The 17259-nt window shown below is 41.5% G+C and carries 12 protein-coding genes; 11 read left to right on the plus strand and 1 reads right to left on the minus strand.

Features of this window, described 5'->3' with window-relative positions; all coding sequences use genetic code 11:
- Positions 1-33 precede the first annotated feature (33 nt).
- Positions 34-465, minus strand: a complete 432-nt coding sequence (locus A7D23_RS13615) for a MarR family transcriptional regulator (protein ID WP_025206202.1) — start codon at positions 463-465, stop codon at positions 34-36.
- Positions 466-772: 307 nt separating this feature from the next.
- On the opposite strand from A7D23_RS13615, the gene A7D23_RS13620 reads away from it, so the two are divergent.
- The 11 genes from A7D23_RS13620 to A7D23_RS13670 all read left to right on the plus strand — a co-directional run bounded on the left by A7D23_RS13620 (position 773) and on the right by A7D23_RS13670 (position 17229).
- On the plus strand, positions 773-1339 hold the full coding sequence (locus A7D23_RS13620; RefSeq protein ID WP_242836973.1) for a DUF4342 domain-containing protein: 567 nt from the start codon (positions 773-775) through the stop codon (positions 1337-1339).
- Positions 1340-1467: 128 nt separating this feature from the next.
- Complete coding sequence (locus A7D23_RS13625) at positions 1468-2157, plus strand: response regulator transcription factor (RefSeq protein WP_025206200.1); 690 nt, start codon at positions 1468-1470, stop codon at positions 2155-2157.
- Between the two features lie 13 nt (positions 2158-2170).
- Complete coding sequence (locus tag A7D23_RS13630) at positions 2171-3565, plus strand: ATP-binding protein (protein ID WP_242871537.1); 1395 nt, start codon at positions 2171-2173, stop codon at positions 3563-3565.
- An 800-nt stretch (positions 3566-4365) separates the two neighbouring features.
- Complete coding sequence (locus tag A7D23_RS13635; protein WP_025206198.1) at positions 4366-5031, plus strand: 4'-phosphopantetheinyl transferase superfamily protein; 666 nt, start codon at positions 4366-4368, stop codon at positions 5029-5031.
- 82 nt (positions 5032-5113) lie between these two features.
- Positions 5114-9424: a non-ribosomal peptide synthetase gene (locus A7D23_RS13640; RefSeq protein ID WP_025206197.1), complete on the plus strand. Its 4311-nt coding sequence runs from the start codon at positions 5114-5116 to the stop codon at positions 9422-9424.
- Entirely contained in the window at positions 9418-11463 is a 2046-nt protein-coding gene (locus A7D23_RS13645) for a HAMP domain-containing sensor histidine kinase (protein WP_019224631.1), read from the plus strand. Before A7D23_RS13640 ends, A7D23_RS13645 begins: the two co-directional genes overlap by 7 nt.
- Complete coding sequence (locus A7D23_RS13650) at positions 11447-12949, plus strand: HD domain-containing phosphohydrolase (RefSeq protein WP_025206196.1); 1503 nt, start codon at positions 11447-11449, stop codon at positions 12947-12949. Before A7D23_RS13645 ends, A7D23_RS13650 begins: the two co-directional genes overlap by 17 nt.
- Before the next feature lie 162 nt (positions 12950-13111).
- Positions 13112-14152, plus strand: coding sequence for a bifunctional glycosyltransferase family 2/GtrA family protein (locus A7D23_RS13655; protein WP_019224633.1), 1041 nt, complete (start codon positions 13112-13114; stop codon positions 14150-14152).
- A gap of 365 nt (positions 14153-14517) precedes the next feature.
- Positions 14518-15576, plus strand: a complete 1059-nt coding sequence (locus A7D23_RS13660) for an energy-coupling factor ABC transporter permease (protein WP_019224634.1) — start codon at positions 14518-14520, stop codon at positions 15574-15576.
- 72 nt (positions 15577-15648) lie between these two features.
- A complete protein-coding gene (gene cbiQ / locus A7D23_RS13665) occupies positions 15649-16458 on the plus strand; it encodes a cobalt ECF transporter T component CbiQ (RefSeq protein ID WP_025206195.1) in 810 nt (269 codons plus the stop codon).
- Positions 16459-17229, plus strand: coding sequence for an ABC transporter ATP-binding protein (locus A7D23_RS13670; protein WP_025206194.1), 771 nt, complete (start codon positions 16459-16461; stop codon positions 17227-17229).
- Positions 17230-17259 lie beyond the last annotated feature (30 nt).

A 17259-nucleotide genomic window follows, 5' to 3' on the forward strand; every position in this document is an offset into this window, starting at 1 on the left:
TAGAGTGTCTTTTGTTTAAGAAGGTCAGGTACATCATTGACCCAGGATCTTCTTTAAAGCAGTCAAACCCTCTAATATTTTTCTCATATCTTCAGGGGTAGCTCTGCTCAGTATTTTCTGCAAGTCTTTTTCGGCTTGGTGATGAAATTCCCGGTGAAAGTCAACATACTTTGGACTCACTTTAACATAGACAATGCGTCTGTCCTGTTCGCTTCTGGTCCGAATGACCAAATCATGCTTTTCCAGACGGTCAATAATACCTGAGATCGTGCTGTTGGAAAGATGCAGTTCGCTGCTTATTTCGGATATCTTCATTTCACCGCGTTTTATCAGGGTGCTCATCACCATGCTTTGCGGCATCGTTAAACCGTTGCATTCAAAACTTTTACGCATTGTCTTCTTCAGAGATCTGCCAATTTCGGAAAAAAGTTGTACAATTTCCACTTCGCTGGGGTTATTTTGCATAGAAACAGGCCTCCTTAAACCCGTATAAAAATACTGATATTTCTCATGCAAATGTTTCGCATGGAAATTATTATATTGATCCGGGAAAACGTTGTCAACTATATTTCGAAGACTATTTTGTCTTATTTTGATGTCCATGGTTGAACGAATGCCGAACGAAGATCATTCATGAGCGAAGTGCCTTGTTTATACCATAACCATAATACTGTGTATGCAAAACTCTAATCAAGTTTTAATCCTGAATTAAGCGCAGTCTCATCTGACGTTATTACAATAGAGCTATAGTTTAGAAATGGAGATGAAAATTATGAGTATCAGCATGGAACAAATTGATGAGATGAGAAAAAGGACCAACTGCAGTTATCAGGAAGCCAAAGAACTATTAGAAAAGTATGACGGGGATTTGATTGATGCGATCATTGCCTTTGAAAAAATGCATGGGAATAAATCAAATTCAAGTTTCAATCAGAAAACCTGTCCAAAAGAACAGAGCTTTGGCAAAAAAGTGAAGGCATTGATTCAAAAAGGCTGCGTCACAAGATTTATAATTGAAAAGGATCAGAACATTATCCTAAATATACCGATCATTATTCTGATTGTGGCGGTGTTGATCACAATGCCGATCATAGGGCTGTATGTTGCAGCTTTTATCCTGCTGTACGTAATGGGCTACCGGATTAGGATCAGAAAGGAAAAGGGGCAGGATGTTAATATCAACGAGTTTGTCGACGGTATTGGCAGCAAAGTGAGAACCGCGGCTGATAAAATGAGGGAAAAGCCGGCTGCGGAACAAGAAAACAGTCCGCAGGCCGAAGCCGGCCCCAAGAATGAAGATAAAAAAGAAGACGGCTACAATGAGATCACGATTGGTTAGTACCGATGAATGGACTGGGTGCCAGTGATGAGATAGGAGCTGATGAGAAATGAACCTGTGTTGTTTACAGGTTCATTTCCGATTATAATGGAGTCGTCGCAATACTTTGATTGAGGGCGGAGGAAAGGATGAAAACCAGAATTCTGGTCATTGAAGATGAAGTGAAAATAGCCAGGTTCCTGGAACTAGAGCTTGCCCATGAAGGTTATGAGGTAGAACTTGCTCACGACGGAAGAGAAGGCTATGAAAAAGCAGTCTCGGGAAAGGCAGATTTGATCATTCTGGACCTTATGCTTCCCGGCCTCAGTGGTATTGAAATTTGCCGGAGAGTAAGGCGTGAATCGGACATCCCGATCATCATGCTGACTGCCAAAGATGATGTTTCCGATAAAGTAATGGGGCTTGACAGCGGGGCCGACGACTATATGACCAAGTCATTTGCAATTGAAGAGTTGCTTGCCAGGATCAGAGTGATCCTGAAGCGTAGAGGGAAAAAGGAAGATCAAAATAATGTGATCGCAGCCGGGCCGTTGATTTTGTATAAGGATGAATATCGGGTTACCTATCAGGGGATAGACATATCCCTCTCCAAGAAAGAATTTGAACTTCTGAAATATTTGATGGAGAATAAAGGCATTGTATTGTCGCGCGAAAAAATCCTCGACCATGTCTGGGGATATGACTACTATGGAGACACCAATGTCACCGATGTCTATATTAAGTATCTGCGCAATAAAATTGACCAAAGATATGATGTGGTACTTATTCATACCGTAAGAGGGGTCGGGTATCTTTTAAAATATGATGACCAAAAATAAAACGGATAAGGGCATGTTCAAAAACATCTTAAAGGTGATCTTTTTCCCGGTTTATCTTTTTATGCTTCTTTATGCGTTTATCCAGAAAAGGATCGCTTATTCAATTCGCTTAAAGCTTTCCTTGAGGTATACAGGCATACTTTTGCGGACAGTGTTGGGAGCGGGCCTTATCGTCATTTTGGTCTATGGTGGATTTAGAATCCAGGAAACGGTTAAGCAGGATTATTTGGAAATCCAGAAGATTCTCAGCACGGAAAGCAGGATTTATTTCGAACTGGAAACCTACTCTCGGGAGCATCAGACCCCGCTTCGTATCTTTGAACGGGGCCAGCAGACGCTCATGGCTACGGACCAGAATTTGAGGGAATATGGTTCTGAGTACTGGCTCGGATTGGCCAAGGATCAAGGAAACATCTACATATCCGTTAACAGGGATTTTGAAACAGCCGGAACTTCAGGAAGAATGATTATCTTTTCCAACATTCAGGATGAAATTACAGATATCCTGTTCATCACCAGGATTATGCTCTTTGTCTCTTTACCGGCCTTGTTCCTGGCTCTGATTGCGATTGCCTTATCAGGGAGAGGAATTTTTGAACCAATACGCGAAATGACCCAGACGGTAAAGGGAATTTCAGAACAGAATCTGAATTTAAGGCTGAATGTAGGCGGGTCAAAAAATGAACTGAAGGAACTGGCGCTTACCTTTAATGAAATGATGAACAGAATAGAGGACCAATATAATAGGCAGAAACAGTTTGTATCCGATGCTTCGCATGAGCTAAGGACACCGATTGCCGTGATACAGGGCTATGCAGTTATGCTGGACCGCTGGGGAAAAAACGATCAGGAAGTTCTTCAGGAATCAATAACGGCTATCAAAAATGAAGCCGGGAATATGCAGGAGCTGATTGACAAACTGCTGTTTCTTGCCAGGCATGACAACAGTACGCTCGCCTATCAAAAGGAAGAATTCAGCCTCACGGAAATGCTCCTGGAAGTCATCAAAGAGACCCAGATCATCGATTCCGGGCATCAAATCAATAATGAGCTCAATCAGGAAATCTCTATGTTTGGCGATCGAAACCTAATGAAACAGGCCTGTCGGATCTTTATGGACAATGCGATGAAATATACACCGGCTGGCGGACAGATTACGGTCCGTCTTAGCAAAGAAGGGGAGTCCATTGCGATAAGTATTAAGGATACCGGTGCAGGTATGACAAATGAAGAGTTGAAGCACATCTTTGACCGTTTCTACCGCTCCGACCAGTCCAGAACGAAGGATCGGGGCGGTTATGGCTTGGGACTCGCGATTGCCAAGATCATTATCCTGGGCCACAATGGTAGAATCACAGTCCGAAGCAAAGTCGGAGAAGGTTCTGAATTTATTATTCTGCTCTCCTAGCACAACAATACGTGATTTACAATAGCACGAACCCGGGAGATAGGGGGAGACATATGTCTTTCCTTTTTTGTTATGCATAAAGTAATTAATAGAAATATTGGAAAATTAAGGTTGCAATTTGCCTGGCTTCTGAATAAGATATCTCGAAATCAGTTCTTATGAAGTTAAGATATGAGGAGGGGGAAAAAATATGTACGGTTCTTATGGTTATGGCCGCGGCTGCGGAATGGGTGCCGGTGTTGGCATAATCGCTATTGCAGTACTGATCCTGATTGCTCTGGGCGTTATCTTCTAAATCAATTTTTGGCATGCAGCATTTATCAGGTATAGTATTCTTTGACCAGGAGGTGAAAAACATGGCAGTTGGAGCAGGTACTTTCGGCGGAACATTTGGCGGCGGCGGTTGCCTCTGCGGCATCGCGATCGTAGTGGTTATCATTCTCCTCTTAATTGCAATGGGGATCGTTTTCTAAATGATCTGAATAACATTTTTCTTATTCAATCTAAGATGGTTGGGCAATCAACGATTCTTCGATAGACAGAAAGACAGCATGGGCCATAAGCGCCACGCTGTCTTTCTGACCTTCTGCAGCAAATTCAAGGAAGATGTAAAAAATGCCTTATATTGTCGAAAAAAATTGCTTATCACATTTTCAAATGTTAGAATATGACTCAGGGTGTCCTATTTTTTTGATTTACAGGTTTTTAGAAAGTTTACTACCTAATTATATGACTTAAAAATTACACCTAATATGGATTTTGTTAAAGGAATTTCCGGAAAAATAAAGAATTAATGTTCCATGATTAACCTATTTGGTTGTAATTTAGCATGTATCTGCGAAAATGAGATTAATGCCTATACGCAATTGATCTCGGGAAAAAGAAAAAGCAGTTTGGCCAGGTTGAAGTACATAGATGATGTAAAAAGATCTTTACTAGGAGAACTGCTCATTCGCAAAATCGTCAGGGAAAATTATTTTCGAGGAAATGATGAAATTTCTTTTGGTGTAAACGATTATGGCAAGCCTTATGTCAAAGACCTGGATGCATTTCATTTCAGTGTTGCCCATTCCGGAGAATGGGTTCTTTGTGCGACAAGCAGTCAAGAAGTAGGTGTTGATCTCGAACGAATCAGACCGGTTGACCCAGAGATCGCCAGGCAGCATTTTACCGAACAAGAGAACATTTTCTTAACGGGGCTTAGCCTGGACAGGAAAAAAGAATACTTTTTTAAACTTTGGACGCTTAAAGAAAGCTATTTTAAAGCAAAGGGTACAGGCCTTGCGGGTAATCTTAAAGAAGCTGATTTTTCCAGCATGGCCGGAGCCAGTTTTTCTTATCCGAATGAAGGGCTGTACTTTCATATTTATCCATTTGATCCGGGTTACGCTGTGGCAGCATGCGGCTGCGAAAAAGAATTCAGTCCCAAGGTTCATGTAGTAAACATCCAATATTCAGACTTTTGAGCTTCTCTGAATACACGTACCTGGGTTGATCAAGTCGACAGGGTATGGGAAAATTTGCAGATCTATGGAGGGCCGCTGTTTTATGGTCGAGTATTATCCGTTATCAATCCCGCAAAGAAGTATTTGGTATTTAGAGAAACTTCATCCAGGAACCAGTATCGGCAATATTGCTTCAACCCTGAAAATTAAAGACAGCATAGATCTCAGGCTTCTCGAAAAGTCCATCAACCTTGTGATCGAGAAAAATGAAGCGCTCAGGCTCAGGTTTAGGGAAAAGGACGGACAGGTATTCCAATATGTTGCCGAATTTGCATATACGAAAATAGATTTATTCGATTTCAGTGAAAGCGGCGGCCTCAAACGGCTGTATGCCTGGGATCAGGAGGAAACCAAAAAACCATTTACCATTAACGACAGCCCACTGGTTTATTTTTCTATTATTAAAATCAGCGGAAAAGAGAATGTGATATACTGCAAAATCCACCATCTGATTTCTGATGGGTGGACTGTTGTTTATATAGGCAATAAAATTATGGAGAATTACAATATGCTGGAAGAAGGCGTTTCCTATGAACAGGAAAATGACCCTTCTTATTTAGAATATGTCAATAGTGAGCTTGAATATCTGCATTCTCCCAGGTATATCAAAGATAAGGAATACTGGGAGAATGTCTTTACGGATACACCAGAAATGACCACGCTGAAAAGCAAAGCAGCCAAGATTAGCCATACTGAAGCTGTTAGAAAAACGTTTAAAATTCCAAATAAATTGTCCAAAAAAATTTCTCAATACTGCCTGGAAAATAAAACATCGATTTTTACCCTTTATATTTCCGCGCTCTGTATTTATATCAACAGAATCTCCAATAAAGAAGATATTGTTCTTGGGGTGCCAGTACTGAACCGAGCCAATGCTCGGGAAAAGAAAACAGTCGGAATGTTCATCAGCACGATACCGCTTAGGGTTAATATCGATAATGATACGAATTTTCAGGATTTCTGCCATAAGCTGACCAGAAACTGGATGGATATCCTGAGGCATCAAAAATATCCGTATGATGAAATTTTAAAACATGTCAGAAAACACAACAGAAGTATCGAAAAATTATATGAAATTGCCGTATCTTACCAAAATGCCAAATTTATTAAGAATAGTGATATCAATAGCTGTGAGGGCAGATGGCATTTTTGCGGTCACCAGACAGAATCACTTTATATTCATATTAACGAACGCGAAGACGACGGCAATATCATTATTGACTATGACTATCTGACGGATCTTTTCTATAGCAAGGAAATTGAATTTATTCATGACCATGTGCTGAGGATTCTTTGGCATGCGCTGGACAATTCCGTGAAAAAAATCTCCAGACTAGAGATGATTTCAGAAAAGGAAAAGCAGAGAATCCTGTGTGAGTTCAATGACACTGGATTATTCTTCCCTCACAATAAAACGGTTGCCCAGTTATTCGAAGAACAAGCAGAAAAAACGCCTGCCAAGACAGCATTGATTTTTGAGGAGAGCAGTATTTCCTACTATGAGTTGAATCAAAGAGCGAACCGGCTTGCTAAAGTGCTCAGGGACAAAGGTGTTGGGCCTAACAAATTTGTAGGAATCTTTGTTCCACGTTCTCTGGAGATGATGATAGCGATCCTGGCAGTACTGAAAGCAGGCGGTGCTTACCTGCCGATTGATCCGGACTATCCGTCCCAGCGAATCGATTACATGCTCGAGGATAGCCATACTGCTATTCTGTTAACCTGTCAGAAACTCATGAAAGAGATCCATTTCAACGGGGAAATTATCGACGTTTTTAGTAACAATGAACAACTGACCGGATTAGCTAACCTGCAGAAAGTCAATACACCACAGGATATTGCCTATCTAATTTATACCTCCGGTTCGACTGGAAAGCCCAAGGGTGTCATGGTCCAGCATTCAGCCGTCGTGAATCTGATTTCGGGAATAACGGCAAAGATTGACTTTTCTCCCGAGAAGGTCATGCTGTCAGTCACAACGATTTCGTTTGACATATTTGTTCTTGAATCACTGCTGCCGCTGAGTAAAGGGTTGACTGTAGTCGTCGCAAATGAAAAACAGCAGATCATACCGAAAGAATTGAATGATGTAATACTTAATAACAACGTCAAGATGTTTCAAGTAACTCCTTCAAGAATCCAGTTACTCTTAAACAGCGAACTAGAGTTAGCTAGTTTAATGAATCTTTCGGAAATTATGATCGGTGGTGAGGTTTTTACTCCTTCGCTATTAAATAATCTTAAGAGTGTTTGCAGAGCGAAAATTTATAATATGTACGGACCAACGGAGACAACAGTATGGTCAACAGTTGCTGATCTTACTGCTGAAGGCCGTCCCCATATTGGCAAACCTATTGCCAATACGAAAATTTATATCCTTGACCGGTATTTGAATTTACTGCCTATCGGAATTCCCGGAGACCTATATATTGGTGGGATGGGTGTTTCCAAGGGGTATTTTGAGAAGGAAGGATTAACCGCTGAACGATTTATTGAGAATCCATTTGATGAAGGCGGTATAATATATAAAACGGGCGATCTTGCCAGATGGTATCCGGAAGGGGATATTGAATTTCTGGGAAGAACTGATTATCAAATTAAAATCAGGGGATATAGAATTGAACTTGGAGAGATTGAGGACAGGCTCCTTAAACATCCTCATATCAGAGAGGCAGTTGCGGTTGTCAAAGAGAATTCAAACAATAGCAAAGTAATATGTGCTTATATTGTTGCAGACACCGAAATAGGCAGCACCGAGGTAAAAGCCTATTTAGCTCAGTATCTGCCTGACTATATGGTTCCGGGCCATATTATCCCGGTCGATTTCATACCTAAAACTCCGAATAATAAGATAGACAGAAATGCGCTGCCAGAGTATGAAGAAAAAGCAGTCAAACCTGTTCCACCAAGAAATCCAACTGAACGTAAAATCGCTAAAGTATGGTGTTCGTTGTTGGGCAGAAAATCCGTCGGTATTGATGATAATTTCTTTGATTTAGGTGGAGACTCACTGACGATTGTTCAGCTTCAAGTCCTGTTAATGAAAAAAGGAATTGATATCGGAATTCAGGAGCTTTATGAATATCAGACGATCAGACAAATATTTGACGGCATGGAATCAGCTAAAAACATCATAGATAGCATGAAAATCAAGGATGATCCTGTCAAAGATATTGCACTTGATTATGATATTAAGCCCTGCCTAAAGAAGGCACAACATGTCCTGCTTACTGGAGCTACCGGCTTTCTAGGTATACATTTGCTCGAACAGCTTCTTAAGCAAAAAGACTGTAATATCTACTGTCTACTGCGAGGGAAAACGATTTGTGAAGCAGAAGATAAACTGCGCAAACAACTGGATTTCTATTTCAACGGAAAATACAGTCAGGAATTAGATGAACGGATTATCATTATTCCCGGTGACGTCACGCAGGTTCAGCTGGGGCTGGATAGTAATATTTATCAATACCTTCTGGATAAGATCGATCTAGTCATTCATTCAGCCGCAATCGTAAAGCATTACGGTTTATATGAGGACTATCTGGATGTCAACATTAAAGGTACAGAAAGAGTAGCTGACTTTTGTCTGCAGGGGGATATTCGTCTGAACTATGTATCTTCGATCACAGTCTCCGGAAATTATCTTACAAATAATATTCACGAGGAAAAGGTAGATTTTACAGAATCAGACTTGTATATCGGACAGGATTACGGTGGGAATGTTTACGTAAAAAGCAAGTTTGAATCGGAACGCTTCATTTACCAGAACGTCAAAAATGGTTTGAAGGCGGATGTTTATCGCATCGGCGTTTTGACCGGTCGTTACAATGACGGGCAATTTCAGAAAAACATTCAGGAAAATGGTTTCTATGAGAGGATCAAAGCAATTATTGAGCTTGGTTTTGTTCCGGAAATCTGGGCGAATGAACAATTGGAATTTACTCCGGTTGATTGTTGCAGTGAAGCGATAGCCAAGTTAATCAATTTATCTGCCGGAACACGTATTTTCCATTTGTTTAATCATAAAACAATCAGTCTGGTCAAAGTAGTTGAGATTTTAAACAGCCTGGGCATTGATATTGAAGTTGTCCCGAATGATGTTTTTGTTCAAATTGTTGAAAAGAATATGAAAGAGCATAATATCAGTCCTGCTGTCAACGAACTGCTTAAAGGAAAATTTTCTGCTTATTCACAAACGGTCAATGTTAAATCAGAAGTGACTCAAAAAGTATTGAATAATGAAAACTTTGCTTGGCCGGAAATCAGTAAGGAATACGTTTCCCAAATTCTGCAATACATGTTTAGAATGGATTACTTGAAAGAAAAGCAAGGTAAAAGGGATATCGTATGTTAAATAAACTCAGGGAATATTTTAATAAAAGTATTAGTCTTCAAATAACCTTGATTTATAATCTTGTTATTTTATGTACTGTCATTGTTATCTATTTTCTGATTCCCTTTATCTTTAACTATGCGCCTGGTTCAATTAATACGGATTTTGATATAAAAGTATCCTACATCTCCTATATGGCACAGTTTTCGATAATAACAATCTTAATCCTTGTTCCTAGTTTTGTTTTTCTTAAAAAAACATTGTCAGATATTGACGAGTGGGCTATTTTGCTTAATGATGATTCTCCTGATTCACAAAATAAATTGCTGAAGATTCGTAAAAAGTGTTTAAATCTGCCCTATATCATCTATATGGGGCAAATTGTGGTTTCTATGCTGGTTATTATCTTAATTTTAGTTTTTACCGGCAGTCATCCTGCCGTTATGATTTATAAGATTCTGATCTTAAGTTTTTCATTTGCTACGCTCGCTGCACTTTTTTCATTTATATTCGCTAAAAGAATTTTTACAAAAATATTGTTAAACACGTCTCGGTACAATGAACTCCAGGGAATAAAATTAAGTGTCCGCGGAAAAATTCTGCTTCATGTTTTACCAACAATTATCCTGGCTATTTTATTTACTTCTTTGGTAGGGTATTCAAGATTGATAACCGAAAAAGGCGATTTAATCTTTGATGTCTATAAGGATCAACTTCAGCAGTATGAAGTAAGCAGCATTTATGATGAAGCAAAGGCGAGAGAGGTTTTAAGTCATATCAAGCTGTTAAATGAGAAAACGGATTCCAGATTTATGATTACACCGAGTGGAAAATATATTTCCTTGGACAACATGGACGCGAGTGACTTTTTTATTCAATATGCTATTGATGTGTCAGATAAGTATGGCGGAAGAATATTTGAGGGTTATGGACTCGATTCCCAAGGGGCTTCTATTAAAGTAAATGGTCAAGACGGATCCTATATTTTGGGGATCAAATATGATATATCTTCCAATAATACTGTACTCTATTTTATTATTAGTTTCATTGCACTGTTTATTTTAAACTTTATCGTCTTAAACTACTTCTCCAGGTCCCTCGGTGAAGACGTTTCAAGGGTGGCCAAAAACCTCTCCGACATTTCGCATGGCGTTAACGTTGACCTCGATCAGAAGCTGGCGATCACCTCCAATGACGAAATCGGAGATCTGATTATTGCCTTCAATAAAATCCAGGAAAAAGAAAAAGCGAATATTGAATCGATGAAAGAAAATCAGGCTATCATTCTGGAACAGGAGAGGCTGGCTTCGCTTGGCCAGCTGATCGGCGGAATCGCCCATAACCTGAAAACACCGATCATGTCGATTGCCGGAGGTATCGAAGCACTCAAGGATTTAACGAATGAATACAAGGAATCTATTGAAGATCAAGCTGTATCACCTGCCGATCATTATGAGATTGCGAAAGAGATGCAGGAATGGCTCGATAAGATGAAGCCATACTGTTCCTATATGACAGACATTATCAGTGCAGTTAAAGGTCAGGCGGTACAGATGAACTACGCAGGCTCAGATAAGTTTACCGTGGAAGATTTGGTCAAAAGAATTGATGTTTTGATGAAGCATGAGCTGAAAAAATACCACTGCAAGCTTAAACCTGATTTTCAAATTGATCTGCAGACAGAAATACGAGGAGAACTGAACAGCCTGGTACAAGTATTTGACAATCTGATCATCAACGCAATGCATGCTTATGAAGGGCAAACCGGAGAAATCGGTTTCAGCATTTACAAAGAAAGACATAACCTCAAATTTGCTTTAAGCGATCATGGTAAGGGTATTCCTGAGGAAGTGCAGAAAAGACTGTTCAAGGAAATGTTTACGACCAAAGGTAAAAATGGGACAGGTCTTGGACTATACATGTCGTATTCTACAATTAAAGGACGATTTTCGGGCAATATGAAGTTTGAATCGCAGGAAGGCGTTGGCACTACATTCTATATCACGATTCCTTATCTATCCGCACACGTACAGGAGGCTAACGATGAGACGTTCAACTAATCGCGTTAATCTGGACTACAAAATCTTAATTGTTGATGACGAACCAGGAATCATTGATTCGCTGTCCGTCGTCCTGAAAAGAAGCGGCTACCAATTCGTCGGACTGACCGATCCACTGGAGGCTATCGAAAAAGTCCGTGAAGAGAAGTACGATTTGTTGATTCTTGACTATTTAATGTATCCGATCCATGGAGACAAGGTCGTAGAGAGAATCAGAGAATTCAACAACGAACTGTATATTCTTTTGCTGACAGGACACAAGGATCTTGCTCCGCCGCTGGAAACCATCAAAGCGTTGGAAATCCAAGGTTACTGTGAAAAAGGTGACCGCTTTGACCAGCTGCTCCTGCTTGTTGAATCCGGGATCAAATCGATTTCCCAAATGCGGACGATCAAGAAGTTCCAGGAAGGCCTGAACAAAATTCTGCAGTCTGTTCCTAAAATCTATCAGCTTCAGCCGATAGATAACATTCTGGAGGATATCCTGGCTGAAATCCTGCCTTTGGTCAATAGCAAGAATGCTTTTATTCTGATCGATGATATCACCAGGATCAGTTCCGGCAATAACAGCATATTTAAAGGGATCGGGAAATATAAGAAAAAAGTGGCCGATTTCATGGAAATGCTTGATCCGGAACTGATGGAGTTTATCGGCAGCGCCAGGATCAATAAAAAGGTCGTTAAGCTTGATAAAAAAGTAATTATTCCTCTGATCAACGAATATCTTCAGGACATTGGCATCATTTTTGTAGAAGGGGACGATCTTGAGGATGGACTGAAACTGCTTGAGCTCTATTCCAACCAGGCCTCCTCATCCATCAATAATGCGTTTCTGCATTCCCTGGTGAATATTAAAAATGATGAGCTGAATAAAACATATGATCAGCTCAGAGAAACCTACATGGATACGATTGAAGCCCTGAGAATGGTCGTCGATGCGAAGGATATTTATACCCGTGGTCATTCCGACAGAGTAGCCTATTTTGCCGTTAAGATCGGTGAGGCTTTTGATTTTTCCAAGGAGGAGCTTGAGTTGCTGCGGATCAGCGGCATTTTCCATGATGTTGGGAAAATCGGTACTTCAGATGATATTTTATTTAAGTCCCAGAAGCTGAACGAGAAAGAGTATGAAGAAATTAAAAAACACCCCTTGAAAGGGGCGAGAATCCTGTCGGCTGTATCGATGTTCAAAGAGGTGGTCCCGATTGTCAAATGCCACCATGAACGCATCGACGGCAAAGGATATCCGGAAGGGCTGACAAAAGATGAAATCCCGTTCCTGGCGAGAATTATTTCTGTTGCCGATGCTTTTGATGCGATGATTTCCGACCGCCGCTACCGCTCCAGACTGAAGTTTGAGGAAGCTAGGAATCAGCTCATTCAGGGATCCGGGACCCAATTCGATGTGGAAGTGGTTGAAAAATTCATCCACCAGCTGTCTGATTTCGAACAAATGGCTAAGGAAGTTGCTTCAACATTTGAATAAAATCATTCGAGCATACTCGAAAAAGGTACGGCGTTCACTATTGTTTTACCAATGATATTGATGTTTGAATTCATAAAACCGTAATTGAAAGTTCACGAAACGGACATAATGAATCCTTACAATAATAGATATAATCGTGCAGTAATGTAAGGAGGAAATTCGATGACGATACTTATACCAGCCTATGAACCGGATGAACGGCTTCTCAGGTTGATAGAGAATATAAAAGAAAAGTGCGATTTTCAGATTGTGATTGTAGACGACGGCAGCGGTAAGCCTTATAGCAGGATATTCCAGGCCGCAGGCAAATTGGGCTGCACCGTATTAACACATCCGGCCAATGAGGGCAAAGGGGCTGCCCTGAAGACGGGATTTCGATATATCAAGGAAAAAGGTGAAAAAGAAGGGGTTATCTGTGCCGACAGTGACGGACAGCATTTGCCTGAAGATATCATCAGAGTTGCCCAGGTTGCCAAAGAACGCCGCGAATTTATCGTTCTTGGCTCCCGGAAGTTTTGCGGCAAAGTTCCTCCGCGCAGCCGTTTCGGAAATACGGTAACCCGGGCAGTATTTTCTGTTTCTTCGGGTTCGCATTTGACGGATACGCAAACAGGTCTAAGAGGGTATTCAGCCGATATGCTGGACTGGTTAGGCAGTATCCAGGGGAAAAGATTTGAATATGAAATGAACATTCTGCTCGAAGCGAAGGCAGCAGGCTATTTGTTCTACGAAGTATGGATCAATACAGTATATGACGAAAAAAACAGGTCTTCCCATTTTCGGACCTTTTCAGATTCAGCCAGAGTATATTACCCGATCCTTAAATTTTGTACCTCTTCTTTGATGTCCGGAGCGCTTGACTTTGCTCTGCTGCTGCTGTTTCAATTCTCTACATCAAATCTGCTGATCGCAGTAGCCGGGGCAAGAGTCTGCAGTTCTATTTTCAATTACAGTATGAATCATTACTTTGTCTTTTCCCGAAACAAAAGCACGGAACATCATAAATCCGCCCCGAAATATTTTTCACTCGTCGTATTTATCATGGCCTGCAATTACGGGCTGATGTATCTCTTCCACATTCTGATCGGCGCACCGTTAGTCTTTGCCAAAATTATCACCGAATTAACACTTTTCTTATTCAGTTACTGGTCTCAGCGCAACTTTGTGTTTAGTTCGGGAAAAAAACCTGATCACGGTAAATAAAAAATAACACTGACCCACTGACGAATGTTCATAAAAAGGAAAAAGAAGATTTGCTTTGAAGTCCGTGGCCACGCCCGGTTTTTTGTTTTGTGCAAGGTTTGATACCTTAATGGGCATTGGTTTGAACATAGGACCTCCTGCCGTAATTAATTGAACAGCTGGACATAGGGTCTATTCTTAGTTCAACGCACAAATAGAATAAATGGTGAAGAAGATATGCGATGTATCCCCCCTACCAGGATTGTAAAAATTGAAGAGTGATTTATAATTGATCTAAGCAAGATTGCTTTGCGATTACAAAGCAGAAATTGATGCCTTGTTGAAAAGTCTGTGAAAAATATACAGAAATATAGAGGTGTTGGGGAATGCATATGGCAGATGCTTTGATTTCGCCGGTTATTGGTGGAACCATGTGGGTTGCTACCGCAGGGGTAGCGGCTTATTCGATAAAAAAAATTCAAGACGATATGGAGGAAAAAAAGGTTCCTTTGATGGGAGTTATGGGAGCTTTTGTTTTTGCAGCCCAGATGATTAATTTTTCGATTCCAGGAACGGGTTCCAGCGGACATCTTGGAGGAGGGCTGATTCTAGCTGCTATGCTTGGGCCGTACGCCGGGTTCCTGGCCATGGCATCAATATTGTTGATACAGGCCTTGTTTTTTGGCGATGGCGGACTTTTGGCCTACGGCTGCAATGTATTCAACCTGGGATTCTATACCTGTTTTATTGCTTATCCGCTGATATCCAAGTGGTTTATTAAGAAAGGGATTTCGGCTAAACGCATTATGGCTGGCTCGATGATTGCAGCGGTTGTCGGGCTTCAGTTGGGAGCTTTCAGCGTTGTCTTGGAGACGTTTTTTTCTGGAAAGACTGAGCTTCCGTTTTCAACTTTTGTACTTATGATGCAGCCTATTCATCTTGCAATCGGGATTGTAGAAGGGTTGGTTACCGCCGCAGTGCTCACTTTTGTATGGAAAGCGAGGCCTGAACTTATTGAGAAGCAGGTATCGGGAAAAATCTCAGGCAATACTTCCATAAAAAGGATTATATACGGACTTGCTATTGCAGCAGTCATTATCGGTGGAGGACTTTCCTGGTTTGCATCGTCAAATCCGGACGGCTTGGAATGGTCTATGGAAAAGACCGCCGGGATCACGGAACTGGCAGAGTCTGGCGGAATTTATGGCATATTGGCCGATATTCAAAGTAAAACAGCATTTTTGCCGGATTACAGTTTTAAAAATGATAGCAGCGTGAGCGAAGAACAGGTCTCAGAGACAAGCGCTGAGGTCGCATGGCCAGCTGTAGATGCAGGAACAACCGTATCCGGATTGGTGGGCGGCGCGATGACACTCGTATTGGCAGTCATGATAGGGTTCTTTATCCGTTCCGTGAAGAGAAGGAAGAAGAAAGTTACTGCATGAACCATCTTGAGGCGGGGAACGATATCCTTGCCTTGAATTACTCTGTTCCGGAAGTAGGATTGAAAAGCAATAATGGCTGACTTTACAAGTTCGTTGTACAACATGAGGCTTATGGATGAGCTGGCCTATAAGGACACGTTTGTCCATAAGCTTCATCCGCTGATTAAGATATTGACGACTATCGCCTACTTATTCGTCGTGGTCTCATATGACAGGCACGAAATTATCGGTTTGCTGCCCTTGATTTTCTATCCGGTGGTAGTATTTTTTCTTGCAGAGCTGCCGGTCAAACAGGTGCTGGCAAGATTACTCCTGATCGAACCGTTTATTATTGCAATCGGTATTTTAAACCCGTTTTTTGATTCTCAAGTCATTACAGTGGGCGGACTTGCATTGTCCAGAGGGTGGATTACTTTTGCTTCAATCCTGCTGAAGAGTCTCTTAACGATCACAGCTGCCCTGATTCTTATTTGTACGACAGGAATGGATAAACTTGCTGCAGGTTTGCGTATGCTGAAAGTTCCGCGGCTTTTTGTTTTGCAGCTTCTGCTGACATACAGGTATATTTCCGTATTAATCGAAGAAGTATCCAGAAGCATAAGGGCATATAAGCTTCGGGCCCCCCAACAAAAAGGCATTCACCCCAGTGCTTGGGGAACGCTCGTTGGTCAGCTGCTCCTGCGGACCATTGACAGGGCGGAGAGAGTGTATCAGGCAATGTGTGTACGTGGTTTTACAGGAGAATACTATGCAGGAGCCGACACCAGGATAACTGTAAGGGACGGAGCTTATTTTGGCGGCTGGCTGTTGTTTTTCATTTTTGCTAGAATGATTAATATCCCATTGATGATCGGTCTATTAATATCAGGAGTGATAAGCTAAATGAGCCATCATAAGTTAGAGGCCAGAACAATTAATTATGTTTATCCGGACGGTAACAAGGCGGTTAAGGATATCTCGTTCACGATTCATCATGGGGAGTCGGTCGGCATTGTCGGTGCAAACGGCGCAGGAAAATCCACCCTGCTCATGCTACTGATGGGCGTTCTTTTTCCGAGCAGCGGAGAGGTGTTGGTAGGCGATATTCACGTTACCAAAAAAACACTGCCGTTAATCCGCCAAAGACTCGGAATGGTTTTCCAGGACCCGGATGACCAGCTTTTTATGTCGACGGTCTATGACGATGTGGCCTTTGGTCCCCGGAATTACCGTTATGATGAAAAGGAAGTAGAAAGCAGGGTTCTTCAAGCTTTGGAAATGGTCGGCATCCTACATCTGAAAGACCGGCCGCCTTTTAAACTGTCCGGCGGCGAAAAAAGGGCAGCGGCGATTGCGTCTGTTCTTTCCATGCAGCCCGATGTCCTGATCATGGACGAGCCGACTGCATCGCTTGACCCGAGATCCCGCCGTAGAGTCATCAATCTACTGAATTGTTTTGAACATACCAAAATCATTACAAGCCACGATCTCGATATGATCCTGGACATCAGCCAGAGAGTCATCGTGATCAAAGACGGCGAAATTGCTGCCGACGGAGAGGCTGCCGAGATATTGGCGGATGCTGAGCTGCTTAACCAATGCGGGCTTGAGGTGCCGATTTCATTGCAAAGATGTCCGAAATGCGGAGAACGGTACTTTACGGGCAGATCATAAGATGAGATGTGATGTAAGCAGAAAAAATTA

Origin of the sequence: Dehalobacter sp. TeCB1 (assembly GCF_001707455.1) — a bacterium.
GTDB classification, from domain to species: Bacteria; Bacillota; Desulfitobacteriia; order Desulfitobacteriales; family Syntrophobotulaceae; genus Dehalobacter; species Dehalobacter restrictus.

Excerpts from the sequence above, each read along its gene's own strand:
- A7D23_RS13615 (WP_025206202.1), bottom strand. The coding sequence starts at position 465 with ATGCAAAATAACCCCAGCGAAGTGGAAATTGTACAACTTTTTTCCGAA.
- A7D23_RS13620 (WP_242836973.1), top strand. The coding sequence starts at position 773 with ATGAGTATCAGCATGGAACAAATTGATGAGATGAGAAAAAGGACCAAC.
- A7D23_RS13625 (WP_025206200.1), top strand. The coding sequence starts at position 1,468 with ATGAAAACCAGAATTCTGGTCATTGAAGATGAAGTGAAAATAGCCAGG.
- A7D23_RS13630 (WP_242871537.1), top strand. The coding sequence starts at position 2,171 with ATGTTCAAAAACATCTTAAAGGTGATCTTTTTCCCGGTTTATCTTTTT.
- A7D23_RS13635 (WP_025206198.1), top strand. The coding sequence starts at position 4,366 with ATGATTAACCTATTTGGTTGTAATTTAGCATGTATCTGCGAAAATGAG.
- A7D23_RS13640 (WP_025206197.1), top strand. The coding sequence starts at position 5,114 with ATGGTCGAGTATTATCCGTTATCAATCCCGCAAAGAAGTATTTGGTAT.
- A7D23_RS13645 (WP_019224631.1), top strand. The coding sequence starts at position 9,418 with ATGTTAAATAAACTCAGGGAATATTTTAATAAAAGTATTAGTCTTCAA.
- A7D23_RS13650 (WP_025206196.1), top strand. The coding sequence starts at position 11,447 with ATGAGACGTTCAACTAATCGCGTTAATCTGGACTACAAAATCTTAATT.
- A7D23_RS13655 (WP_019224633.1), top strand. The coding sequence starts at position 13,112 with ATGACGATACTTATACCAGCCTATGAACCGGATGAACGGCTTCTCAGG.
- A7D23_RS13660 (WP_019224634.1), top strand. The coding sequence starts at position 14,518 with ATGCATATGGCAGATGCTTTGATTTCGCCGGTTATTGGTGGAACCATG.
- cbiQ (WP_025206195.1), top strand. The coding sequence starts at position 15,649 with ATGGCTGACTTTACAAGTTCGTTGTACAACATGAGGCTTATGGATGAG.
- A7D23_RS13670 (WP_025206194.1), top strand. The coding sequence starts at position 16,459 with ATGAGCCATCATAAGTTAGAGGCCAGAACAATTAATTATGTTTATCCG.